This window comes from Desertihabitans brevis (genome assembly GCF_003327535.1).
Taxonomy (GTDB): Bacteria; Actinomycetota; Actinomycetes; order Propionibacteriales; family Propionibacteriaceae; genus Desertihabitans; species Desertihabitans brevis.
Map to the genome: position 1 here is coordinate 245,509 of NZ_QOUI01000004.1, position 23,321 is coordinate 268,829.

General features: G+C 75.5%; 19 protein-coding genes. 14 read left to right on the top strand and 5 right to left on the bottom strand.

The genetic code is table 11. The features are described from left to right. The first annotated feature begins 8 nt into the window (after positions 1–8). A complete protein-coding gene (locus DT076_RS08515) occupies positions 9–1,076 on the top strand; it encodes an inositol-3-phosphate synthase (RefSeq protein WP_114126215.1) in 1,068 nt (355 codons plus the stop codon). A gap of 8 nt (positions 1,077–1,084) precedes the next feature. Here DT076_RS08515 and ggt read toward each other — a convergent pair whose 3' ends face one another. Next, a complete protein-coding gene (ggt, locus tag DT076_RS08520; protein ID WP_114126216.1) occupies positions 1,085–2,872 on the bottom strand; it encodes a gamma-glutamyltransferase in 1,788 nt (595 codons plus the stop codon). A gap of 138 nt (positions 2,873–3,010) precedes the next feature. On the opposite strand from ggt, the gene DT076_RS08525 reads away from it, so the two are divergent. Both DT076_RS08525 and DT076_RS08530 read left to right on the top strand, forming a co-directional pair. Beyond that, positions 3,011–4,627: a phosphodiester glycosidase family protein gene (locus DT076_RS08525; protein WP_114126217.1), complete on the top strand. Its 1,617-nt coding sequence runs from the start codon at positions 3,011–3,013 to the stop codon at positions 4,625–4,627. A gap of 119 nt (positions 4,628–4,746) precedes the next feature. After that, positions 4,747–5,481 (top strand): hypothetical protein, encoded by a 735-nt coding sequence (locus DT076_RS08530; RefSeq protein WP_114126218.1) that lies wholly within the window; start codon positions 4,747–4,749, stop codon positions 5,479–5,481. A 314-nt stretch (positions 5,482–5,795) separates the two neighbouring features. On the opposite strand, the gene DT076_RS08535 is transcribed toward DT076_RS08530, so the two are convergent. Both DT076_RS08535 and DT076_RS08540 read right to left on the bottom strand, forming a co-directional pair. After that, complete coding sequence (locus DT076_RS08535) at positions 5,796–7,337, bottom strand: FAD-dependent oxidoreductase (protein WP_199539056.1); 1,542 nt, start codon at positions 7,335–7,337, stop codon at positions 5,796–5,798. Next, positions 7,334–8,152: a class I SAM-dependent methyltransferase gene (locus tag DT076_RS08540; RefSeq protein WP_233493797.1), complete on the bottom strand. Its 819-nt coding sequence runs from the start codon at positions 8,150–8,152 to the stop codon at positions 7,334–7,336. Before DT076_RS08540 ends, DT076_RS08535 begins: the two co-directional genes overlap by 4 nt. 122 nt (positions 8,153–8,274) lie before the next feature. Between DT076_RS08540 and DT076_RS08545 the strand changes: the two genes are divergently transcribed. Then, complete coding sequence (locus tag DT076_RS08545; protein ID WP_114126219.1) at positions 8,275–8,787, top strand: RNA polymerase sigma factor; 513 nt, start codon at positions 8,275–8,277, stop codon at positions 8,785–8,787. Then, positions 8,784–9,377 (top strand): methylated-DNA--[protein]-cysteine S-methyltransferase, encoded by a 594-nt coding sequence (locus DT076_RS08550; RefSeq protein WP_114126220.1) that lies wholly within the window; start codon positions 8,784–8,786, stop codon positions 9,375–9,377. Before DT076_RS08545 ends, DT076_RS08550 begins: the two co-directional genes overlap by 4 nt. A 21-nt stretch (positions 9,378–9,398) precedes the next feature. Here the strand turns inward: DT076_RS08550 and DT076_RS08555 are convergent, their stop codons facing one another. Then, complete coding sequence (locus DT076_RS08555; RefSeq protein WP_114126221.1) at positions 9,399–10,442, bottom strand: class I SAM-dependent methyltransferase; 1,044 nt, start codon at positions 10,440–10,442, stop codon at positions 9,399–9,401. 134 nt (positions 10,443–10,576) lie between these two features. Here DT076_RS08555 and DT076_RS08560 point away from each other — a divergent pair, with 134 nt between their 5' ends. The 9 genes from DT076_RS08560 (at position 10,577) to DT076_RS08600 (ending at position 21,297) form a co-directional block, all read left to right on the top strand. After that, positions 10,577–11,596 carry a bile acid:sodium symporter family protein gene (locus DT076_RS08560; RefSeq protein ID WP_114126222.1) on the top strand — a complete coding sequence of 340 codons (1,020 nt, stop codon included), beginning with the start codon at positions 10,577–10,579 and terminating at the stop codon, positions 11,594–11,596. A gap of 72 nt (positions 11,597–11,668) precedes the next feature. Continuing rightward, complete coding sequence (locus DT076_RS08565) at positions 11,669–12,163, top strand: SRPBCC family protein (RefSeq protein WP_114126223.1); 495 nt, start codon at positions 11,669–11,671, stop codon at positions 12,161–12,163. A gap of 179 nt (positions 12,164–12,342) precedes the next feature. After that, positions 12,343–14,619 (top strand): FHA domain-containing protein, encoded by a 2,277-nt coding sequence (locus DT076_RS20245; RefSeq protein ID WP_114126224.1) that lies wholly within the window; start codon positions 12,343–12,345, stop codon positions 14,617–14,619. An 85-nt stretch (positions 14,620–14,704) separates the two neighbouring features. After that, positions 14,705–16,021, top strand: a complete 1,317-nt coding sequence (locus DT076_RS08575) for a sensor histidine kinase (RefSeq protein ID WP_233493799.1) — start codon at positions 14,705–14,707, stop codon at positions 16,019–16,021. Further along, positions 15,973–16,614 carry a response regulator transcription factor gene (locus tag DT076_RS08580; protein WP_114126226.1) on the top strand — a complete coding sequence of 214 codons (642 nt, stop codon included), beginning with the start codon at positions 15,973–15,975 and terminating at the stop codon, positions 16,612–16,614. Before DT076_RS08575 ends, DT076_RS08580 begins: the two co-directional genes overlap by 49 nt. Before the next feature lie 286 nt (positions 16,615–16,900). Beyond that, a complete protein-coding gene (locus tag DT076_RS08585) occupies positions 16,901–18,445 on the top strand; it encodes an RDD family protein (RefSeq protein ID WP_114126227.1) in 1,545 nt (514 codons plus the stop codon). A gap of 101 nt (positions 18,446–18,546) precedes the next feature. Further along, positions 18,547–19,608: an AI-2E family transporter gene (locus DT076_RS08590; RefSeq protein WP_114126228.1), complete on the top strand. Its 1,062-nt coding sequence runs from the start codon at positions 18,547–18,549 to the stop codon at positions 19,606–19,608. 17 nt (positions 19,609–19,625) lie between these two features. After that, positions 19,626–20,201 carry a dCTP deaminase gene (dcd, locus tag DT076_RS08595; RefSeq protein WP_114126229.1) on the top strand — a complete coding sequence of 192 codons (576 nt, stop codon included), beginning with the start codon at positions 19,626–19,628 and terminating at the stop codon, positions 20,199–20,201. Positions 20,202–20,232: 31 nt separating this feature from the next. After that, entirely contained in the window at positions 20,233–21,297 is a 1,065-nt protein-coding gene (locus tag DT076_RS08600) for a serine/threonine-protein kinase (RefSeq protein WP_158548085.1), read from the top strand. A gap of 13 nt (positions 21,298–21,310) precedes the next feature. Here DT076_RS08600 and DT076_RS08605 read toward each other — a convergent pair whose 3' ends face one another. After that, positions 21,311–23,248, bottom strand: coding sequence for a vWA domain-containing protein (locus DT076_RS08605; RefSeq protein ID WP_158548086.1), 1,938 nt, complete (start codon positions 23,246–23,248; stop codon positions 21,311–21,313). Positions 23,249–23,321: the final 73 nt, after the last annotated feature.

Genomic DNA, 23,321 nt, shown 5'->3' on the forward strand with positions numbered 1-23,321 from the left:
TGACGCGCATGACGACAGTGCGTGTGGGCATCGTGGGCGTCGGCAACTGCGCCGCCTCGCTGGTGCAGGGGATCCACTACTACCGGGACACCCCCGACGGCGAGCAGGTGCCCGGTCTGATGCACGTGCGGTTCGGCGAGTACCACGTCGGCGACCTGCAGGTCGTCGCCGCCTTCGACGTCGACGCCGACAAGGTGGGCCTGGACGTGGCCGAGGCGATCGAGGCCGGGCAGAACAACACGCACACGATCTGCGACGTCCCGCCGACCGGGGTCACCGTGCAGCGCGGACCCACCCTCGACGGGCTGGGGGAGTACTACCGCCAGGTGGTCACCGAGTCCGACCGCTCCCCGGTCGACGTGGTGCGGGCGCTGCAGGACGCCGAGGTGGACGTCCTCGTCTCCTACCTGCCGGTGGGTTCGGAGGAGGCCGACCGCTTCTACGCCGAGTGCGCCCTGGAGGCCGGGGTCGGCTTCGTCAACTGCCTGCCGGTGTTCATCGCCTCCGACCCGGCGTGGGCCGCCCGCTTCACCGCGGCCAAGGTGCCGATCGTCGGCGACGACATCAAGAGCCAGGTCGGCGCCACCATCACCCACCGCGTGCTGGCCCGGCTGTTCGCCGACCGCGGCGTCGAGCTCGACCGCACCTACCAGCTCAACGTCGGCGGGAACATGGACTTCCAGAACATGCTGGAGCGCTCCCGGCTGGAGTCGAAGAAGAAGTCCAAGACCCAGGCCGTCACCTCCCAGGTGCCGCACGAGATGGCCGGCTCGGACGTCCACATCGGGCCCAGCGACTACGTGCCGTTCCTCGCCGACCGCAAGTACGCCTTCGTCCGGCTGGAGGGCCGCGGGTTCGGCGACGCCCCGATCAACCTCGAGTACAAGCTCGAGGTGTGGGACTCCCCGAACTCCGCCGGGGTCGCCATCGACGCCATCCGCGCGGCCAAGATCGCCCTCGACCGCCACGTCGGCGGCCCGATCGACAGCGTCAGCGCGTACCTGATGAAGAGCCCGCCCACCCAGTACGACGACTCCTTCGCCCGCGACCTGGTGGAGAAGTTCATCCTCGGCTGACCGCCGCGCTAGTCCTCCTCGACCACCCGCGCACTGCCCCCGCCGCGCCGGGTCGGCTCGGCCACCGCCTGGAACCGGCCGTCGCCGAGCAGCTCCACCGCGGCCGCCGCACCCAGCTCGGCGGTGGGGGTGAAGGTGTGGCCGAGCGCCTGCAGCTCGGCGGTCTCGAAACCGGGCTCGGCCTGGGTGGTGCCGTTGCGCTGGCTGGCCCGGGGTGCGGCCAGCGCGGTCGGCAGGTCCTGGCCGAGGTCGACCCGGTTCACCAGGGTCTGCAGCACGGTGGTGATGATCGTCGCGCCACCCGGGGAGCCCAGCGCCAGCCACGGCTCGCCGTCGCGGAGCACGATCGTCGGCGACATCGAGCTGCGCGGACGCTTGCCCGGCCCCGGCAGGTTCGGGTCGTCCCCACCCTGGGTGTCGGTGAAGCTGAAGTCGGTCAGCTCGTTGTTGAGCAGGAACCCGCGCCCGGGGACCACGATGCCGCTGCCGCCGGTGGACTCGATGGTCAGCGTGTAGGAGACGACGTTGCCCCAGCGGTCGGCGGTGGTGAGGTGGGTGGTCGACGGGCCCTCGGGCGACTCGCCGCCCGGGATCCCGCCGTCGGGGCAGCCGGTGTAGCTGCCGTCCGGGCTGCCCGGCGCGACGGGCCGCGGCAGCACCGCGTCCGGCTCGACCAGGCAGGCGCGCTCGGCAGCGAAACCGTCCGACAGCAGCTCCTCGACCGGGACGTCCACCGAGGCCGGGTCGCCGACGTAGCGGTTGCGGTCGGCGAAGGCGATCGCGCTCGCCTCCAGGTAGTGGTGCAGCGCCTGGGTGCGGTCCATCGCCGACAGGTCGAACCGCTCGAGCACGTTGAGCGCCTCACCGACGGTGGTGCCGCCGCTGGACGGCGGGCCCATGCCGTACACCTCCAGCCCGCGGTAGTCGCTCACGGTGGGCTCGCGCTCCACCACCTCGTAGGCGGCCAGGTCGGCGGTGGTCATCAGCCCGGGCCGGACGACGCGGTCGGCAGCCGGGTCGACCGGCGGCTGCTGCACGGTCTCGACGATGTCCTCGGCGACCGGGCCGGTGGTGATGGCGTCGGCGCCCTCGCGGGCGATCAGCCGGTAGGTGTCGGCCAGGTCGGGGTTGCGGAACCGGGTGCCGACCGCCGGCGCCTCGCCGTCGGGCAGGAACAGCTCGCGGGTGGCGGGGAAGTCGGCGAACCGGTCGGCGTTGGACTCGGTCTGGCTGCGGAAGGTCTCGTCCACCTCGAACCCGCGGCGGGCCAGCTGGATGCTGCCGGCCAGCGCCCGGTTCATGGTGATGGTGCCCCAGCGCTCCAGTGCCTCCTCCCAGGTGGCCGGCGTCCCGGGCACACCCACCGAGAGCCCGCTGGTGACGGCCTCGGCGAACGGCAGCGCGCTGCCGCCGGGGGCGAAGGAGTCCACGCGCATCGCCGCCGGGGCGGTCTCGCGGCCGTCCAGGGTGTGCACCTCGCCGGTGGCGGCCTCGTAGAAGACGAAGAACCCGCCGCCGCCGATGCCGGCGGAGTAGGGCTCGGTGACGCCGAGGGCGGCGGCGGAGGCGACGGCGGCGTCGACCGCGTTGCCGCCGCGGGCCAGCACGTCCAGCCCGATCGCGCTGGCCTCGGGGTCGACGGTGGCGACCGCGCCGCCGCTGCCGACCGCGACGGGCTGGCGCACCGGGCGGGTGCGCGCCTCGGCGTCGGGGGCGGCGACCAGGGTGGCGGCGGTGAGGCCGAGGGCCACCAGCAGCGTCCACCAGCGGGTCCGGACGGGTCGGGCTCGGGTCATCTCGTCCTCCAGAGGGTGCGCGTCCTCCGACGCTAGGCCTCCGGCGCGCCCCGGTCCAGGGGTCGGGCACGGGTTCACCGGCTGTTTCCGGTGACGGGTCTGGTCAGCGCCCGTCGGCGGCGGCCAGACTCAGGGGACATGCGCCGACCCACCCGCACCGCCCTGCCCGTCGCCGTCCTCGCCGCCGCGGTGGCCTGCCTCAGCGTGCCGCCCGGGGTGGCCGTCGCCGAGCCGGTGGTGGCCGACCTGCCGCTCGGGCCGGCCGGGACGACGCAGAGCGCCACCGTCGAGCAGCTCGCGCCGGGCCTCACCCACACCACGATCGTCCGCGGCGCGCCCGACCCGGCGACGCCGTGGGTGGTCGAGCTGTCCATCCCCGCCGGGGAGACCAGCCCCGACCCCGACGCCCCGGCCCGCGCGGTGCAGGACCGTGCCGCCGCCGACGCGCTGGTCGAGCGGCTCGCCGCCGCGGGGGTGGACGCGCAGGCCGAGGCCGTGCAGCAGCCGGCGGTGGCCGACCTGCCGGCCGCGGTCATCGGCTACCGGGTGCGGCTGACCACGCCCTTCGCCGACCAGGGCGCCGCCGACGCCGCGGTGGACGGGCTGCGGACGTCCGGCTTCAGCGCCCGCTCCTGGTACCGCGGCTGGGACGGCGGCAGCGAGGACCCCGGCCGCTGGACGGTCAACGTGCTGACCATCGACCCCGACGACTTCACCGGCGAGCTCGGGCTCGGCACCGGCCCCGACCTGGAGCGGCGTGAGACGGTGTCGCAGCTGGCTGCCGAGGCGGACGCGCTGGCCGCGGTCAACGGCGGGTTCTTCGTCCTCGACCCGGCCGCCGGCGCCCCGGGCGATCCGGCCGGCGCCACCGTGGTCGACGGCACCGTGCTGTCGGAGCCGGTCGGACGGCGCCCGGTGCTGGTGCTGCCGTCGGACGCCGACGGAGCCGCGGTGGTGCGCCCGACGTGGCGCGGTGAGGTCATCGTGCAGCGCCGCGACCGCGGGACCCGTCCTCCGACGTCGGCGCTGGACGGGCTGAACCGGGTGCCCGGGTTGATCCGCAACTGCGGCGGGCTGGACGACGTCCCCTTCGAGGGCCCGCGCCACGACGCCACCTGCACCGACGACGCCGAGCTGGTCGCCTTCACCACCGACTTCGGCGCCTCCACCCCGACCGGGCCCGGCGCGGAGGTCGTGCTCGACGCCGCCGGCCGGGTGCGGGCCGTGCACGCCGATCGCGGGGTGGTGCTGGCCGACGGGCAGCGCTCGGTGCAGGCCACCGGCGACCGGGTGGCCGAGCTCGCCGGGGTGCGTGTCGGCGACCGGTTGCGGGTCACCACCGACCTCTCCACCGGCCGGCGGACGCTCACCCGGGACGGGGTGTCGGTGGTCAACGGCGGACCGGAGCTGCTGCGCCGCGGCGAGCCGCACATCACCCAGCGGGCCGACGGCATGTGGCGCGCGGACGACCCGTCCTTCGCCTACGGCTGGGTGCTGCAGCGCAACCCGCGCACCTTCGCCGGCGTGGACGCCGAGGGCCGGACCCTGCTGGTGACCGTGGACGGCCGTCAGCCCGACGAGCTGGGGCTCTCGATCCCGGAGACGGCCGCGGTGGCCCAGGCGCTGGGGATGGAGTCGGCGCTCAACCTCGACGGTGGCGGGTCGACCGCCATGGTGGTCGGCGGTGACCTGGTGAGCAGCCCCTCCGACGCGGCCGGCGAGCGTCCGGTCGGTGACGTCGTCTGGGTGCGCTGACACGGCGGCCGCCCTAGCGTGTCCTCCCGGCCGGGGCGTCCGGCCGTGCCCGCGACGGGCAGCGAGCGAGCAGGAGCGCGGATGAGCGACCAGGAGCACGACGACCCCCGACTGCGACGGTGCTGCTCTGCGACCGGCCGTTCGAGGCCGTGGGTCCGCTGCTGACGACGCTCGACCCCTCACTCGCCGACTCGACCCAGCCGGGGGTGCGGATGGCCCTGCAGGACCAGACCGTCGAGGCGATGCTGCTGCCGCCGCTCGGCCACGACCGGATGCTGGGCCTGGCCGCCTCGATCAGCCCGGTGCGCTCGATGGTCGAACCGGTCGCCCGCGAGCACCGCTCCGCGCTGCTGCTCAGCGCCTCGGTGACGACGACCGTCTTCGCCGCCTGGGACGCGTTGGAGTCGGTGACGGCGATGGTCTGCGAGCACGAGGCGGTCCAGGCCGTCTGGACGCCGAGCCAGGAGGCGCTGACCACCGACGTGCTCTACGCCGGCGAGGGCGCGCAGCGCTCGACGCAGAACTGGTTCCGGGTGCACGCGATGCGCGACGGGAAGACCGCGCTGGCCTTCACCCGTGGGCTGACCGACTTCGGCGGGATCGACGTGCTGTGGCACACGCGGGGCACCCCGGCCGAGGCGTTCGGAGCGCTGCGGGCCGCGGTCTGCGACGTCCTGGAGCAGCAGCAGGTGCCGCAGCAGGGCGGCACGTTGACCGTGGCCGGCGTCCCGCACCGGCTCGTCCCAGGCCGCGGGCCCGACCCGGACCTCCCTGTGCTCGAGCTGCAGCCTGAGGCGCCCGCTCCGCAGCAGGTGGAGCCGCGGGGGCTCCGGGGCCTCTTCCGCCGCCGCTGACCCCGGCGCGTCATGCCCGCCGCGTCCCGGGGAACGTGTATGTCATCGCGCTCACGACCGGTGTGTCGCGGCGTGTCCCGGCGCTTCCGGCCTGCTGCGTACACGTTCTCAGGGGCAGGGCATGGCGAACCCGTCCGCGCAGGGACGCACGGGCGCCCGCCGCGCCGGGGCCGCGGTCCACACCTGCCCGAGCCGCCCGGGCCCCGCTCCGGGTGCCCCGACCCTGAGAACGTGTACGCCGAAGGCCTGCCGGGGCACGACACGCCGCGACACGCCGGCCGTGAGCGCGATGACATACACGCGCTCAGGGTGGCTCAGGCGAGCAGGCCGCGGGTCGGGACCGACCAGACGTCCTCGCCGCGGACGCCCCAGCGGGCCAGCAGGGCGTTGGCGGCCTGGGTGCCGGTGACCGCGGCCCGCTCCATCAGCGCCACCGGGAGGTCGCAGCGGATGCCGTCGCCGGCGAGCACCACCCGGCGGTCGGGGGTCTCCACCTCCGGCCGCTCCAGCCAGGGGCCCGTGTCGACCAGCGGGCAGTCGTCGCGCAGCAGCAGCTCCTCGGCCAGCACCCGGGCCCCGTCCAGCTCGGGGTGCAGCCGGGACAGCGAGGCCCGCAGCTCGCGCCGCAGCGTCGGCTCGTCGGTGCTGCCGCCGCGGGCCCCGACCGCGTAGGCGTGCAGCTCCACCACCGAGCCGTCGGCGGCGTCGGCCCAGGCCCGCGCCTCGGCCTCGAACCGGTGCACCATCGTCACGTTGTCCAGCCCGCCGGGGAAGCCGGACGTGCCGAGGAAGGCGGGCGCGTCGGGCCGGGCCGGGCGGTCCAGCCACATCCGCCAGACCGCGAACGGAGGCGCGCTGCGCCGGGAGGTGATCCGTTCGCGCCACGCCTCGTCCCCCAGCCAGCCGGCGTCGGCCACCAGCTGCTGCAGCGGGCGCAGGTCGGTGGCCAGCACCACCGCGTCGGCGACCAGCTCGCCGGCGTCGGTGCCGACGACCACCTCCTCGCCGGCGTCCTCGATCCCCGTCACCGTGCAGCCGTGCCGGACGGCGACACCCCGCTGCTCGAGGTAGCGCCCGAGCGGGGCCCAGAGCACCCGGTCGTAGTCGCCCACCGGGACGTCGAAGAGCAGGCCCTCGGCCGAGCCGAGGAAGTAGCTGTGGAACATGCCGACCAGCTCGCCGCCGGAGAAGTCGTCGGGGGAGGCGAAGAAGCTGCGGGCGAACACCTCCAGCGCCAGGTGGCGGGCGCCCTCGGGGAAGCGCAGCCGGTCCAGCACCTCCGAGGCGCTCACCCCGTCCAGGTCCATGAAGGTGCGGGGGAAGTCGACCCGCAGCAGGTCCAGCGCGCGGGCGACGTCCACCCGGGCCAACCCGGGCAGCGTGAACGAGGGGCTCTGCAGCACGAACCCGAGCACGCTCCAGGGTGGGGTCGCCGGGATCTGGGCGAAGGAGTCGCGGTGGCCGCCGGCCAGCTGCAGCGGGTAGTCCCCGACCGGGGTCAGCGCACCGAGGGCCGGGTCGGCGCGGCGCAGCAGCGAGCGCAGCGTGTAGTACTGCCGGAAGAAGGCGTGGAACCCGCGGCTCATCGTCCGCGGCACGGTCTCACCGGGCGCGAGCGGCGGGAGCGGCCAGGAGCGGACCCGCCCGCCGAGGGTGTCCTCCTTCTCCACCAGCGTCACCCGGACGTCCCGCTCGGCCAGCACGCAGGCCGCGGCCAGCCCGGCGATGCCGCCGCCGACCACCACGACGTGCCGCGGGGCGTCGTCGGCGGGGGCGACGGCGTCGGTGCGGGGCGGCTGGGCGGGGTGCCGGACGGCGCGGGGATCCCGGCCGGGACGCCAGCGCCGCAGGGTCACGCCGCGTCCCCCGCCCGCTCCGGCTGCTCGTCCTCCACTGGCGCCGCCTGCTCCGCCGGCCAGGTCTGCTCCGCCTGCTCGGGCTTGCGGGCCAGCACGGTGTGCACGATGCCGCGCTGCCAGCCGCCGACGGTGCGGTGGCGGATGTCGGTGAACCCGCCGCGTTGCAGGCGCTCCTGCAGCTGCTGCACCGAGTCGAAGTCGAGGACGCTACGCCACAGGTAGTGGTGCAGGTCGACCTTGCGTGCCACCAGCGCGGCGAGCGGGATGACGATCGTCCAGCAGACCAGGGTCCACACCGCCGCGGCCCGCCGGTGCCCCCGGACGGCGTACTCGTGCAGCACCAGCACCCCACCCGGCCGCAGCACCTCGAACAGGTCGGCCACCAGCTGGTCGCGCTCGGGCACGTTGCGCACCAGGTAGGCCGCCAGCACGCCGTCGTAGCGGGTGGTGTCCGATCCGAGGTCCTGGGCCCGGCCGAGCCGGAAGCGCACCCAGCGCGGCCAGCGCTTGATCCGGGCCGAGGCGAGCATCCCGCTGCTGGCGTCCACCCCCGTCAGCTCGGTCTGCTCCGACCGCCCGGTCTCCTCGACCGCCTGCACCAGGGCCCGGGTCGAGGCGCCCGACCCGCAGCCGAGGTCGAGCAGCCGCAGCGGGCCGTCGGCGGGAACGTGCTCGAGCAGGGCGCGGGCCGAGGCGAGGAGGTGGTCGTGGTAGCCCGGGTTCAGCCCGACCAGCCGGTCGTAGGAGGCCGCGGTGCGCGTGAACGCGTCGGTCACCTCGGTGTCGGGCGCGTCTGGTCCACGGTCCAGCACTTGACCTCCTGCGAGCGTCGGCGAGGGTCGAGGATGCGATCACCCTAGTGGCCCGTCCGGACCCGACCTCACATCCGTAGCCTGCGGGACGTCCACCGGGTGCAGGCGAGCAGGAGGATGACGTGCAGCAGCCGTTCGACCACGCGGTGGACGCCCACGGGGCCGTCGTGCTGCGGGTGTGCCGGGCCGTGCTCGGGCCCGGGCCGGACGCCGACGACGCCTGGTCCGAGACCTTCCTGTCGGCGCTGCGGGCCTGGCCCGACCTGGCCGAGGACGCCGACGTCCGGGCCTGGCTGGTGACCATCGCCCACCGCCGGGCGATCGACGTCACCCGGGCGCGGGCGCGGCGTGCCGTCCCCACCGAGCAGCTGCCCGAGCGTCCCTCGTCGTGGGGGAATCCCGACGTCGCCGACGAGGAGCTGTGGACGGCCCTGGCCGCGCTGCCGCACAAGCAGCGGCTCTGCGTGGCCTACCACCACGTCGCCGGGCTGCCGCACGCCGAGGTGGCCGCCCTGCTCGGGGGCACGCCGGCGGCCGCCCGACGGGCTGCCTCCGACGGCGTCGCCGCCCTGCGCCGCGCCCTCGCGCACCGCGTGGACGGCCTGCACCGCACCGAGGAGAGGACCCGACCATGACCGATCTCACCGCCCGGCTGGCGCCCGCCGCCGACGCCGACGTCGCCGCCCTGCGCGACCGGCTGGCCACCCGAGCGGAGGCCGAGGGGCTGCTCGACGTGCGCTGGCGGGTGGTCGACTCCCCCGTCGGGGAGCTGCTGCTGGCCGCCTCGGACCGCGGGCTGGTCCGGGTGGCCTTCGCCGCCGAGGGCTTCGACGCCGTGCTGGCGACGCTGGCCACCGCCCTGGGGTCGCGGGTGCTGCGGGCCCCGCGCGCGCTCGACCCGGTCGCGGGCCAGCTCGAGGAGTACTTCGCCCGGCGCCGGCAGCGCTTCGAGGTCGCGGTCGACCTGCGGCTGTCCAGCCCCTTCCGCCGCCGGGTGCAGGAGGCGCTGCCGGGCATCGGCTTCGGCCGCACCGCCAGCTACGCCGAGGTCGCCGCGCTGGTCGGCAGCCCCGGTGCGGTGCGCGCGGTCGGCTCGGCGTGCGCCACCAACCCGGTGCCGGTCGTGGTGCCCTGCCACCGGGTGGTGCGCAGCGACGGCGCGATGGGCGGCTACCGCGGCGGGCCGGAGGCCAAACGCGCCCTGCTCGCCCTGGAAGCCGCCTGAGACCCGCGGCCGCCGGACGGGTCAGCGCAGGCGGCTGCGGGTGACCAGGTAGCTGCGGTCGCGGCTGACCACCTCGGTCGGGCCGACGGCGTGCCGCAGCCGCGGCAGGTAGGGCAGGTGCGCGTTCCACACCAGCCACAGCTCGCCGCCGGGCCGCAACCGGGAGGCGGCGGTGTCGATCAGGTCGAGGGTGGGCGTGGAGTCCTTGGCCGGCCCGACGTGGAACGGCGGGTTGCTCACCAGCAGGTCCAGGCTCCGCTCCGGCACCGGCTCCAGCCCCACCGCCTGCGTGACCTCCACCGTCAGCCCGTTGGCGGCGGCGGTCGCCGCGGTCGAGGCCACCGCCGCGGCGGAGACGTCCACCGCCCGGGTGGTGCGACCGCGCCGGGCCAGCCAGGCCGCGACCACGCCGGCCCCGCTGCCCCAGTCCAGGGCGTCGCCCGGCGGCAGGTCGGCCCGGTCCATCGCGGCCAGCAGCAGCCGGGTGCCGGCGTCGAGGCGTCCCTCGGCGAAGACCCGGCCGTGGCTGCGCACGGTCAGCGGCGCCCCCAGGGCGGGGTGGTCGAGCACCCGCTCCCGCGGCCAGTGCGGGGTGGCGGTGCGGAGTGGGCCGGAGGCGTGCAGCACCCGCGACTTCTGGCGTCCGAGGCTGGCCGACACCTCGGCGAAGTGGCGGGCCAGCACCTCGTTCTGGCTGCGGGTCATGTGCTTCACCCGACCGCCCAGCACCAGCCGCACCCCGGGCGGGGCGACCGCGGCCACCTGCTCGGCGAGGTCGTCCAGCGCCGACAGCGCGGCCGGCAGGCGTCCGAGCACCAGGGCCGCCGGCGCGGGACGTCCCACCAGATCGGCCCCGGCCGCGGCGGCGGCGCGGGCCTCGCGCAGGTCGTCCACCCAGGCCAGCGGACGTCCGCCGGCGACCAGCACGCCCCGGCACAGCGCGCCTCCGACGTCGTCGACGACCAGCACGTCCCCGGGCGGTCCGTCGGGACCGACACCCGCCTCGTCGAGCACGAGACGGCTGACGGGGTCCAGCCCGGGCACCGGGTCGAGGTCGGGGCTCACCCGCCCGATCCTCCCACCGGACCGCCCGCGCTGGTCGCACGGTGGTCGCCGCCCGGCGCGGCCGCGACCCACCGCTAGCGTGGGCCGGTCACGGCGACGGGCCGGTGACGCAGCCGACGAGCAGGACCGAGGGTATGAGCAGCAGCGACGAGCACCGTTCGACACCGGCCCCCACCGGGCCCGACAGCACCGGCACCCGGGTCAGCCGGCTGGCGGGGACGTGGTTCCCGCTGGTGGTGCTGGTGGCCGGCGCGGTCGCGGTCGCGGTGCCGGCACCGTTCCTGCTGCTCGGTCCGGCGGTCAGCTGGCTGCTCGCCCTCATCATGCTCGGGATGGGCATGACCCTGCGCACCGGGGACTTCACCGTGGTCGCGCGCCGGCCGTGGGCGCTGGCGATCGGGGTGGTGGCGCAGTTCGTGGTGATGCCGCTGCTCGGGCTCGGGCTGGCCACGCTGTTCCAGCTGCCGCCGGCGCTGGCGGTCGGTGTGGTGCTGGTCGGCTCGGCGCCGGGCGGGACGGCGTCCAACGTCATGGTCTACCTGGCCAAGGGCGACACCGCGCTGTCGGTGGCGATGACCACCGTGTCCACCCTGCTGGCCCCGCTGCTCACCCCGCTGCTGGTGCTGCTGCTGGCCGGCAACCTGCTGCCGGTCGACGCGGGCGGGCTGTTCGTCTCCATCGTGCAGATCGTCATCGCCCCGATCGTGGTCGGGGTGCTGCTGCGTCGCTTCCTGCCGCGGCTGGTGTCCCGGGTGCTGCCGTGGATGCCGCTGGTGTCGGTGCTCGGCATCACCCTGGTGGTGCTGGCGGTGGTGGCCGGCAGCGCCGCGGCCATCCTCAGCACCGGTCTGCTGGTGGCCCTCGTCGTCGTGCTGCACAACGTCTGCGGCTTCGGGTTGGGCTACCTCGCCGCCCGCGTGGTCGGGTTGGACGAGTCGTCGCGCCGCGCGGTGGCGGTCGAGGTCGGGATGCAGAACTCCGGGCTCGCGGCCGGTCTGGCGCGGACCCACTTCACGCCGGAGTCCGCGCTGCCGGCGGCGCTGTTCTCGGTGTGGCACAACGTGTCGGGCTCGGTGCTGGCGGCGTGGTGGTCGCGCCGGCCGACGGCGACCGGCGACCGGCAGGACGACACGCCCGGGGCGCAGCGGGCCTGAATGCCCTCCGGAGGGCTGGGTAGTGCACTCGTGAGGCCGGAGACCCCGGCCGCCCACGAGTGAGGAGGCAGCATGAGCCAGGTCCAGGAGTCCATCGACGTCGACGTGCCGGTCAGCCAGGCCTACAACCAGTGGACGCAGTTCGAGTCCTTCCCCGAGTTCATGGACGGGGTCGACTCGATCACGCAGGTGAGTGAGACCCGCAACCACTGGGTCGTCACGGTCGGCGGCCAGACCCGCGAGTTCGACACCGAGGTGGCCGAGCAGCACCCCGACGAGCGGGTGGCGTGGAAGAGCGTGGACGGCGACGTCGGCCACGCCGGTGTCGTCACCTTCCACCGCCTCGGTGACAACCAGACCCGGGTCACGGTCCAGATGGACTGGAACCCCGAGGGGCTGGTGGAGAAGGTCGGCGCCGCCGTCGGAGTCGACGACCGCCAGGTGAAGGCCGACCTGAAGCGCTTCAAGTCCTTCATCGAGTCGCGCCCGAGCGAGACCGGCGCCTGGCGCGGGGACGTCCCGGCCGGTGGCCAGGGCACCACGGGGGCCCACGACAGCTCGATCTGACCGACCGGTCCGACGCCACGGGCCCCGTCCCCGCCTCCGGGTTGGACGGGGCCCGTGCGCGTCCCGGGGAGCGCGGGCGACGTCGCGGGCCCCCTGCCGCACTAAGGTCACCCCGAGCGGTTGATGTTCGCCGCGCCCGGGTCGAGGATCGTGGGGACGCAGCCGAGGCGGAGGTCGAGATGGACAGCACCCAGGTCGGTCAGTGGCGCGCCACCTACACCGCCGGAGGGTGGCTGGTGCTGGCCGGTCCCACCTCGGTGGTCGTGCTCCCGCAGCCCGGCGCGCACGCCGCCGGCCGGGTCGACGACCTGTGGAACGAGGTGGTGGGCGCCGCCGACGTGCACAGCCTGGTCGAGCGGCTCGCCCGCTTCCACGGCTCGGAGCACCCCGACCTCGGCGTCTTCTTCTACGACGGCTCGGGGATGCGCTCCCTGGTGCGGGGCTCGGTGCGGGTGGTGGACCTCGACACGGGGGATGTGGTCGCCGACGGCGAGGGTGTGCTCACCTGGCACGAGGTCGGGCTCGGGGACGTGCAACGGGTCCGGGTCGAGCTGGAGCCGGAGCCGGAGCCCGACGGGTTGCCGCTGCCGCTGGTGGTCGGGGCGGTGCAGGCGTCCACCCTGGTGCTGGACGCCGCCGCGCCGGTGCGATCGCCGCAGCCGTTCGTGGTGCCCTCGCACGCGCACGTGCCGTCCGTGCCCTTCCCGAACGCCCAGCCCTCACCTGCCCAGCCCTCACCTGCCCAGCCCTCACCCGCCCAGCCCTCACCCGCCCAGCCCTCATCTGCACAGCCGGGGACCCGGCTGGGGCACGCGCCCGCGCCGGAGGACGGGGCATCCGCGCAGGGCGTCGTGGACGACGACGCCGGCGCCGTCGACGTCGCCGGACCGGATCCGGGCGCCGTCGGTGACCTGGCCGAGCCGGGGCCGCTGGACGACGAGGCGACCGGCGACCAGCCCTGGCCGGATGCCGAGGAGCGGGCGGCCGCCGCGGCCCACCTCGCCGCCGCCGATGTGCCGGCCGAGGCACCGGCGACCGGGCACGCTGGAGGGGACCAGGGGCAGGACGGTGGGCCGGACGCCGTCGACGACGCCGAGCTGGAGGACACCGGCGAGCTCGACCCCGCCGACGTGCCCGACGCGCTCGAGGCCGGACCCGGCGCGGAGCCCCACGGGCACCCCGGCAGCTCACCCGTCGAGCCCGGAGCAGTGCCACCGGAGTCCGACCTCGGCCCGGCGACCGAGGAGGACCTGCTCGACGGCCGCACCGAGTTCATGTCCGAGCACTGGCACCCCGAACGGGGCGCCGCCCCGGCGAGGTCGGCGCCGGACCGGCTCCCGGCCGGGTCCTCCCAGACACCGGCCCCACCGCCGGGCGAGGGCTACGGCTGGCCGGTCCTCCCGGACGGCCCCGGGCGAGCCGCTCCCGGGGCACCCGTCCCGCCCGGTCCGCCGGTCCGGCCGCCGCAACCCGACACCGGAGGTGCCGTGCCGGGCCTGCCGGGTGCCGGGGCGGCGGTGCCCGGAGGTCTGGTCCCGGGTGGACCGGGGGCCGCGGGACCCCATCCTGGCCAGCCCCTCCGCGGTCAGCCGGGCCCGCCTCCCCCCGGCGCTCCCGGCGGCCCTCCGTCCGGAGTGCCCCACCCGTACCGTCCGGACCGTTCGGACCCCCGCGTCCGCCCACCGGGCGCCCCGGCGGCACCCGGACCGCACCCGTCCGGTCCGTACCGGCCCGACCTGCACGACCGCCCCGGACCGCCGGGTCCCGGCCAGGCAGGTCCCCGGCCCTCCGGCCCGGACGTGGCACCGGGCGCACCCGCTGGCCCGGGCGGGACGGGGACCGGCTCCGGCGCGCCGGCACCCACCCCCGGCCGTCCGCCGGGCGGCGTCCCGCCGCTGCCTGCCGCGCCCGGCTCAGCGGACCACGACCTCGACCACGACGGCGCCACCGTGCTGCAGTCGTCCCCGCCCCGGCGCGAGGACGACGAGCCCGCGCCCGCCGGTCCGCTGGTGCTGGCCACCCTGTGCGCCGGGGGCCACCCGAACCCACCCGACGCCCCCGTCTGCCGGCGCTGCGGCGGACGCGTGCCCTCCCAGCAGCCGCGGCTGCTCCCGCGCCCGGTGCAGCTGGTGGTGCACCCGCCCGAGGGCCGGCCCGTCGAGGTCGACCGGGTCGTCCTGGTGGGACGCTCCCCGTCGGCCGACCGCGGGCCCGGCGACGCCCGGCTGCTGACCGTCCCCAGCCCGCACTCCGACATCTCGCGCACGCACCTGCAGCTGGCGCCGGAGGGCTGGGACGTCACCGTCACCGACCTGCACTCGACCAACGGCACCACGCTGGCCCGACCCGGTGAGAGCCCCCGCCGGCTCACCCCGGGGGAGGCGGTGGTCGTCCAGCCGGGGTGGCAGCTGCACCTCGGCGACGGGGTCACCCTCACCCTGGCCAGCAGCTCCTGAGGGCCCCTGACCGGGGGGAGGGACCATGACCGATCCGGGTGCCAGCCCCACTGCGCCGGCGTCCCCGCGGGCCCAGCCTGGAGGCATGGCACTGCGAGCGAAGCTGACCCTGACGAGCCTGGTCCTCGTCGTCCTCACCATGATCGGGCTGGTCCCGTTCGTCCTCGTCGTCACCGCCCTCCCGCTGTTCGTGGTCTGGCTGGGCGTGCCGATGTTCCTCGGGGCCGTCCTGCTGCTGCGGCTGTGGTGCGACGGCGCCCGCTGGCTGGCCGGGAGCATCGGCGGCAACCGCGTCCCCCGCCCCTACCGGCCGCTGCCGCGCGGACGCGGCCCCGCCGGCATGTTCAGCTGGGTGCGGGTGCTGCTGACCGATCCCGCCACCTGGCGCGACCTGCTGTGGGTGCTGCTGTCGTGCACCGTCGGGTTCACCCTGGCCACCCTCGTCCTCACCCTGTTCGGCGCCGCGCTGTTCTACCTGGCGATGCCGCTGCTGCTGGCGGTCACCCCGCCCGGGATCTTCAACGACCCGCTGGGTCCGCTGGTCGTGCTCGACCACTGGACCGAGGGCTTCTGGATGTGGCCGGTCGCCGGGCTGGCGGTCCTGCTCTGGTGGGTCACCACCCCGGGCCTGATGACCGGGTGGGCGGTGATGACCCGGGCGCTGCTCGGCCCCACCCGCTCCAGCCGGCTGCAGGGCCGGGTGGACACGCTGAGCAGCTCCCGGGCCGAGACCCGGGACGCCGCCGCGGCCGAGCTGCGCCGGATCGAGCGCGACCTGCACGACGGCGTCCAGGTTCGGCTGGCCTCGCTGGGGATGAACCTCGGGCTGGTCGAGCAGCTGATCCGCACCGATCCGGAGCGGGCCCGTGCGCTGCTGGCCTCCGCCTCCGAGGCGACCACCTCGACCATGCAGGAGCTGCGCGCGCTGGTCCGCGGCATCCACCCGCCGGTGCTGGCCGACCGCGGGCTGGTCGGCGCCGTCCGCAGCCTGGTGCTCGACACCGCCGTGCCGACCACCCTGACCGTGCACGGCTTCGAGGTGGAGCCGGCCGACGGCCCGGACGGCGGTAGGTCGCGGCGGCTGGAGGCGCCGGTCGAGACCTGCCTCTACTTCGGGGTGGCCGAGGCGCTGGCCAACGTGGTCAAGCACTCCGGGGCCACCCGCGCCGGCGTGGTGCTGACCCTGCGCGAGGGTTCGGTGAGCGCCTCGGTGACCGATGACGGGCACGGCGGCGCGGCCGTCGGGGCGGGCAGCGGGCTGGCCGGCATCGAACGGCGGCTGCGGGCCTTCGACGGTAGCCTCCACCTCGCCAGCCCGGTCGGCGGGCCCACCACCGTGACCCTGGAGATGCCGTGCGAGCCCTCGTCGCCGAAGACCACACCCTCCTCCGAGAAGGTCTGATCCAGCTCCTCGAGCTCAACGGGATCACGGTCACCGCGGCGGTCGCCGACGAGCCGCACCTGCGCCAGGCGCTGCGACGCGACGACTTCGACATCGCCGTGCTGGACGTCCGGCTGCCGCCCACCGGGACCGACGAGGGCCTGCGGGCGGCGCTGGAGATCCGGGCCGAGCGCCCCGGGCTGCCGGTGCTGGTGCTCTCGCAGTACGTCGAGCAGCTCTACGCCCGCGAGCTGCTGGCGTCCGCCGGAAGCGGCGTCGGCTACCTGCTGAAGGACCGGGTGAACCGGGTGGCCGACTTCGTCGACGCCGTCCGCCGGGTGGCCGCCGGGGGCACGGTGATGGACCCGGAGGTGGTCTCGCGGCTGCTCGGCCGGCGGGAGGACGTGCTCGCCACCCTCACCCCGCGGGAGCGGGAGACCCTGCAGCTGATGGCCAGCGGACGCTCCAACGCCGCGATCGCCGCGCAGATGGTGGTCACCGAGTCCGCGGTCGGCAAGAACGTCGCCGCCGTCTTCGCCAAGCTCGGGCTGGAGGTCTCCGGCGACGACCACCGTCGCGTGCTGGCCGTCCTCACCTACCTCCAGCAGTCCTGAACCGGCTGCGCCCCGCGCCCGCCGGTGTGGCCGGAGTGGGGGATGCGCGGGCTCGCAGCGACGGTTCGGCCACACCCCCGGCGTGCGTGAGGGGCGGAGGCCGGCGACGATCCCGGGCGCGGGGGGCGAACGCCCCCCGACGAGGCACGGTTGGCGAGTGGTCGGCGTTAGGCGATCATGGGGCGCGGGCCGCGAGCGAGCGGGCCGACTCCAGGAGCGCCGGTGAGCAGTCGAGGAGGAGCGGAACGATGAGGACCAGCCACGGACCCCTCCCCCGGGACGCCCGGTGAGCGCTGAGGACGTACCGGCCGGCGACGTGCTGCCGCCCGGCGTGCAGACCGGTCCGCTCGGGCGCCGCCTGGCTGCCGCTGTGCTCGACTGGGGCGTCCCGGTGCTGGTGCAGGTCGCCTTCGTGCTGGCGGTGACGCTGTGGGTGCAGGCGGCGGTGGTCTTCCTCGTGCTCGCCACCACGGCCGGCCTGCTGACGCTCGCCTGGGGTCTGGTGGTCTGGTACATGCTCGCCGTCACCACGGCCAGCCCCGGCATGCGGCTGGCCCGGCTGCAGCTGGTCGGCCTGCACGACGGTCGCCCGGTCGGCTGGCTCCGGGTGCTCGGGCGCCAGGCGGTGCTGGGCGCCCTCGGGGCCACCGTGGTCGGCCTGGTGCTGCTGGCGGTCTTCCTGGCCCGCGACGCCCGCCGCCAGGGCTGGCACGACCGGCTGGCCTCCTCGGTGGTCATCCGGGAGCGCACCGCACCGCGTCCGCCGGTGGGACGGCGCCAGGCCCCGGAGTCGGCGCCGCGGTCGACCGGCGAGCCAGGACGTCCGAGCGCTGCCGCCACGCCGTCGGCTCCGGCCACCCCGTCGCTGTCGGCCCCGGCCGCCCCGGTTCCCGCCACCTCCGGCAGCTCCGCCACCTCCGCCAGCTCCGCCACCTCCGCCACCTCCGCCAGCTCCGCCACCTCCGCCACTTCCGCCAGCTCCGCCACCTCCGGCAGCTCCGCCGCCTCGGCGTCGTCGGCCGCCAGCGCACCCGGCCCCGCGTCGGCCGCCTCGGCGCGCTCGGCTGGTTCGGCACGCTCGGCCGGCTCGGCGCCCTCGGCCAGCGAGTGGGTCTCCGGCAACGGCCTCGGAACACCTCCACGCGGCGGGACGACCGGTCCGACCGGCGGTCCCACGCCGGAGCGTCCGGCCTCCGGCCCGACGGGGTGGGTCTCGCCGCGCCCGGCCGACCTCCCACCCGAGCTCGACGAGCGCGCCCGCTGGGGACGTCCGCCCGGGGACCCGGCTCCGCCGGCCAGCGCGGCCTCGGCGACCCCGCCTCCTCCGGCCACCAGCGGCCGCCGGGCCCGGGCCGTCCCCGACATCGACCCGGCGCCCACCACCGAGCTGCCGACGACCTCCGCCCCGGCACCGCGACGCGGGGCGCGGGCCCTCGACCCCGAGGTCGACGCCCCCCGGCGCGACGAGCCCGGCCGGCGCGGGCGAGCCCCGGACGAGGGCTGGGTGCTCGCCCTCGACGACGGCCGCGAGGTGCGGGTCAAGGGCCTGGTGCTGATCGGGCGCAACCCGCGACCGCGTCCCGGGGAGGAGGCGGCCGAGCTGGTGACCATCGACCAGGCCGACCGGACCGTGTCCAAGACCCACCTCGCCGTCGGCGTCGACGCGCGCGGCCTGTACGTGGTCGACCGCGGCTCGACCAACGGCTCGGCGGTCGCGGCACCCTACGGCGACTACGAGGGCTGCCCACCCGGGGAACCGGTGCGGGTGGGGGAGGGCCACTCGGTCTCCTTCGGCGAGAACAGCCTCGAGGTCCGCCGCACCAAGCACTGACGCGCCTTCTCCCGGGGGGCTCCCCGAGCCGACCCGGAGCCGACCCGGGCACCCCGCTCGGCCGAGCCGACCCGGGGAGGCCGACCGCTACGCTCAGGCCCATGGCCGACGCCGAGACCCCTGCTCCCGCCTCCGGCCGGGATGTCAACCGCGGCCTGCGGATCCTGCTCGGCGCGGCCGCGGTCGTCATCGTCTGCGCCGGTCTGCGGGTGGCGGCCGACATCGTCGCCCCGACCTTCCTGGCGCTGACCCTCGTCATCACCGTGCACCCGCTGCACCGGTGGCTGGTGGTGCGCAAGGTGCCGCGGGCGGTCGCGGCCGTCATCTGCGGGGTCGTCCTCTACGTCACGGTGGTCGGGCTGACCATCGCGATGGGTCTGTCGATCGCCCAGCTGATCACGGCCATGCCCACCTACCAGTCGCAGTTCGTCGAGCTCTACAACGACGGCCTGGAGCAGCTCGGCCGGATCGGGCTCGGCTCCACCCAGCTGCAGCAGCAGCTCGACAACTTCGACGTCTCCTCGCTGTTCACCACCCTGCAGGGCTTCCTCGGCAGCCTGCTCAACGCCACCTCCCTGTTCGTCTTCCTGCTGGTGGTGCTGCTGTTCCTGATGTTCGACTCCGCCGACATCCCCCGGCGGCTCCGGCTCGCCTCGCGGGCCAACCCGCAGTTCGTCGCCGCGCTCGACAGCTTCGCCATCGGCGTCCGGCGCTACTGGGTGGTGACGGCGGTGTTCGGGCTGATCGTCGCCGTGCTCGACGTCGTCGCCCTGGTCATCCTCGGCATCCCGCTGGCGCTGCTGTGGGGTCTGGTCTCCTTCATCACCAACTTCATCCCCAACATCGGGTTCGTCATCGGTCTGGTGCCGCCGGCCCTGCTCGGGCTGCTCGAGGGCGGCTGGCCGCTCATGCTGTGGGTGGTCGCCATCTACTCGGTGCTCAACTTCACCGTGCAGACCGTCATCCAGCCCCGCTTCACCGGGGACGCCGTCGGGGTCACGACGGCGATGTCGTTCCTGTCGCTGACCTTCTGGGCCTTCGTCTTCGGCCCCCTCGGGGCGCTGCTGGCGCTGCCGGCCACGCTGTTCGTCAAGACGATGCTGGTCGACGGCGACCCGAAGCGGCAGTGGCTCAACACGCTGATCGCCGCCAACCCCCGCTAGACCGTTAGGGTGCGGCCATGCTGCTCTCCGACCGCGACATCCGCGCGCGCATCGACGCCGGCCGGATCGCCCTGGACCCGTGGACACCGCAGATGGTGCAGCCCTCCAGCGTGGACGTCCGGCTGGACCGCTACTTCCGCATCTTCGAGAACCACCGCTACCCCCACATCGACCCGTCGGAGGACCAGCCCGAGCTGACCCGGATGGTCGAGCCGAAGGGGGAGGAGCCCTTCATCCTCCACCCCGGCGAGTTCGTGCTGGGCAGCACGCTGGAGACGGTGACCCTGCCCGACGACGTGGCGGCCCGGCTGGAGGGCAAGTCCTCGCTGGGACGCCTGGGGCTGCTCACCCACTCCACCGCCGGGTTCATCGACCCCGGGTTCTCCGGGCACGTGACGCTGGAGCTGTCCAACGTCGCCACGCTGCCGATCAAGCTGTGGCCGGGGATGAAGATCGGCCAGCTCTGCTTCTTCGCGCTGTCCTCCCCGGCCGAGCAGCCCTACGGATCGACGGGGTACGGCTCCCGCTACCAGAACCAGCGCGGCCCGACCCCGTCCCGCTCGCACCTGAACTTCCACCGCACGGTGGTCTGACCCGGCGTCCGGGGCCACGACCGTGGGGGAGGTGTTCGCCGGCCGCTACGTGTTCGTCGACCTGCTCGACGAGGGCGGGATGGGCTCGGTCTGGCGGGTGTGGGACCGGCGCGACCGGTGCTACCGCGCCGCGAAGCTGCTGGAACGTTCCGACGGCGCCGCGCTGCTGCGGTTCGTCCGGGAGACCGCGACCCGGATCGACCACCCGCACGTGGTGGCCCCGACCGGCTGGTCCGCCGAGGACGACCGGGTGCTGTTCACCATGCCGCTGGTCGACGGCGGCTCGGTCGCGCTGCTGCTCGCCGACTACGGCGCGCTGCCCCCGCTGTGGGTGCGCGAGCTCACCGACCAGCTGCTGCAGGCGCTGGTGGCGGTGCACGCGGCCGGCCTCGTCCACCGCGACGTCAAACCGGCCAACCTGCTGCTGCGGGCGACCGGACGGGGCCGCCCGCACCTGCTGCTGTCCGACTTCGGCATCGCGGCCGGGATCGACCAGCCGCGGTTGACGGCCAGCACGGACCGGCTGCTCACCCCCGGCTACGCCGCCCCCGAGGCGGAGGACGGGGCGGACCCCGATCCGCGCCAGGACCTGTACTCGGCCGGCGTCGTGGTGCGCGAGCTGCTCAGCGGTGGCCGCGGTCGGCTGCCCGACCCGCGTCCCGGGTCGCTGGCCGACGTCGCCGAACGGCTCTGCGCCGAGCGGCCGGCTGCGCGCTACCGGACGGCGGCCGAGGCCCTGCTCGCCGTCCGGGCCGTCGAGGTGCCCCGCGGCGAGGAGGAGGTGGAGGTGTTCCGCCACCTCCCGGAGCTGCCCGCCGGTTGGAGCGCCGACGGTCCGGTACCCGCCACCCCGTCCCCCGGTGCCCCGCAGCAGGCCACCGGTCGGGACGAGCCGCTGCGGCCCGCGCCGCCGGTCACGCCGCCGGGGGCCGGTGGTCCGGGGAGGCCGGACGCCGGCTGGTCACAGCAGGGTCCGGCGTCGGCCGGGCCCACCCGGGTCGTCAGCCGGGACGGCCGTGGCCGCGGGCTGCTGCTCCCGGTCGTGCTCGCCGGGCTCGGGGTCGTGCTGGTCGTGGTCGCCCTGCTCCTGCTCTGAGCGGGCCGGTGGGTCAGCGTCGGAGCCGGACCACCAGCAGCACCACCGCCGCCACCAGCAGGGCCAGCCCGGCACCACCGAGGGCGAGCGCGAGGACCGGCGGACCGGCCGTGGGGTCGTCGTCGACCGGTCCACCCGCCGGGGCCGAGGGCTCTCCGTCCGGCTCGCTGCTCGGCGCGGCCGACGGCGAGGCGTCCTCCCCGGCACCGGCCTGGTCGGGACGGTTGCCGGCCGTGATGGCGAAGTCGGCCGAGGGCGGGACCAGCCCGGTCCCGTCGACGTAGGTCGGGGCGCCCTCGCCGGCGGTGCCGTTGGTCTGCAGGGTGAGGGTGTAGGGCAGGTTGACCGGCACGTCCTCGTCGTCGCCGCGGAAGGACACCTCGACGTAGCGCAATCCCGGCAGGGCCGCCCCGGCCTCCTCCGCGCTGCCGCTGCGGTGGCGGAAGGCGGTGGTCAGGGTCTGGGCACCGAGTCGCACCGGCTCACCGGCCCGCAGGTTGGGCAGCGCGGTGGTGGTCCAGTCACCGGGCTCCGAGGCGAGGAAGTCCACGTTGCCGCGGCCGCGCAGCGGGCTGATCACCCGGATCTCGACCTGCCAGGCGTCCTCGGGCCAGACCGCGTCCAGCTGGACCTGCAGGTCCTGTCCCCAGTCGAGCGGGACGGCCAGCACCTGCGTCTCCTCGGTGGTGATGTCGAGGGCGTAGCTGCCGTCCTCCACCACCGGGGCGCTGGCCAGGCTGGTGCCGGGGACGACGCCGTCGACCGGGTCGTCGGCGGGTTCGAGGGTCGTCCAGGCCGGGTCGTCCGGACGCGGCGGCAGGTCGCGCTGGGTCGGGTCGGCCAGCGGGGGCTCCTCGTAGACCACCAGCTGCAGCGGACGGCCGGCGATGTCCTCGTCGGAGGACTCCAGCTGGACGTACACGGTGTCGGCCGTGTTGCAGCCGTCCTCCGGGTCGTCGGACCAGGTGGAGGCCGCCTGGTTCACCAGGGGCCGCCCCCACGACAGCATCCGGTGGACCAGCACGCTCGCGCACGCCGGACCGGTCGGGTCGTCGAAGACCTTGAGGTAGACGTTGTTGTTGGAGCTGACGTACTGGAAGGCGGCGCCGACGTGGAGGGTGGAGCCGGGGACGGTGCGCGGCACCCGGTACCACAGCTCGCCGGTGCTGGGGATCGTGTCGAGGTAGATACCCGTGCCGAGCGCCGGGCCCTGCTCGGGGTCCGCAGCGCCCTCGACCGGCTCTCCGGTGAGGTCGAACGGGCGGGAGGAGCGTTCCGAGACCCGGGTCAGGCTGTCGGTCAGGCTGTCGGCGTCGTCGGCGTCGTAGTAGGTGCCGTTGCCCTGCTCGGCGATGCACTGCAGCGACTCCCGCGCCTCGCCGGACACGTTGAGCCCGACCACGTCGATCCGCAGGTCGATGCCGTCCTCGGACAGCTGCGCGGCCACCTCGCACGGGTCGGGCTCGCAGGTCGGTTCGCCGTCGGAGACCAGGATGATCGTGCGCTGGCCCTCCCCGCCCAGGTCCTTGCCGGCCTCCTGCAGGGCGTGCCCGGTGGGCGTCTCCCCGTAGGGCTCGTACGCCTCGACCGCCTCCCGCAGCTCGTCCCGGTTGCCGGTGCCGGGGGCCACCACCTGCTGGGAGTCGGTGCAGGCGCCCGGGTCGTCGGCGGAGAAGACCTCCGCACCGAACACCCGCAGCCCGACCGGCTGGTCCGCCGGCAGCGCGTCGGTGACGGCGCGGAGGCTCTCCCGGGCCGCCTCGATCTTGGTCACCCCGCCGGCCGCCTCCTCCGCCATCGACCCCGAGGCGTCCAGGACCAACATCATCCGGCCGCTCGCCGTCTGCTCGTCCGCGGACGCCTGCGGGCCGGCGACCACGAGCGCGAGGAGCAGCGAGGCGGCGAGCGTGGCGGCGCCGGACCGCAGCGGATGTTTGCGATTGCAAATCATGGTCCGGAGCATGCCGGGGCCCGGGGTCAGGTGTCAACCCGTCCGACGCCGGTACGGGCGGGCCCCTCCGCGG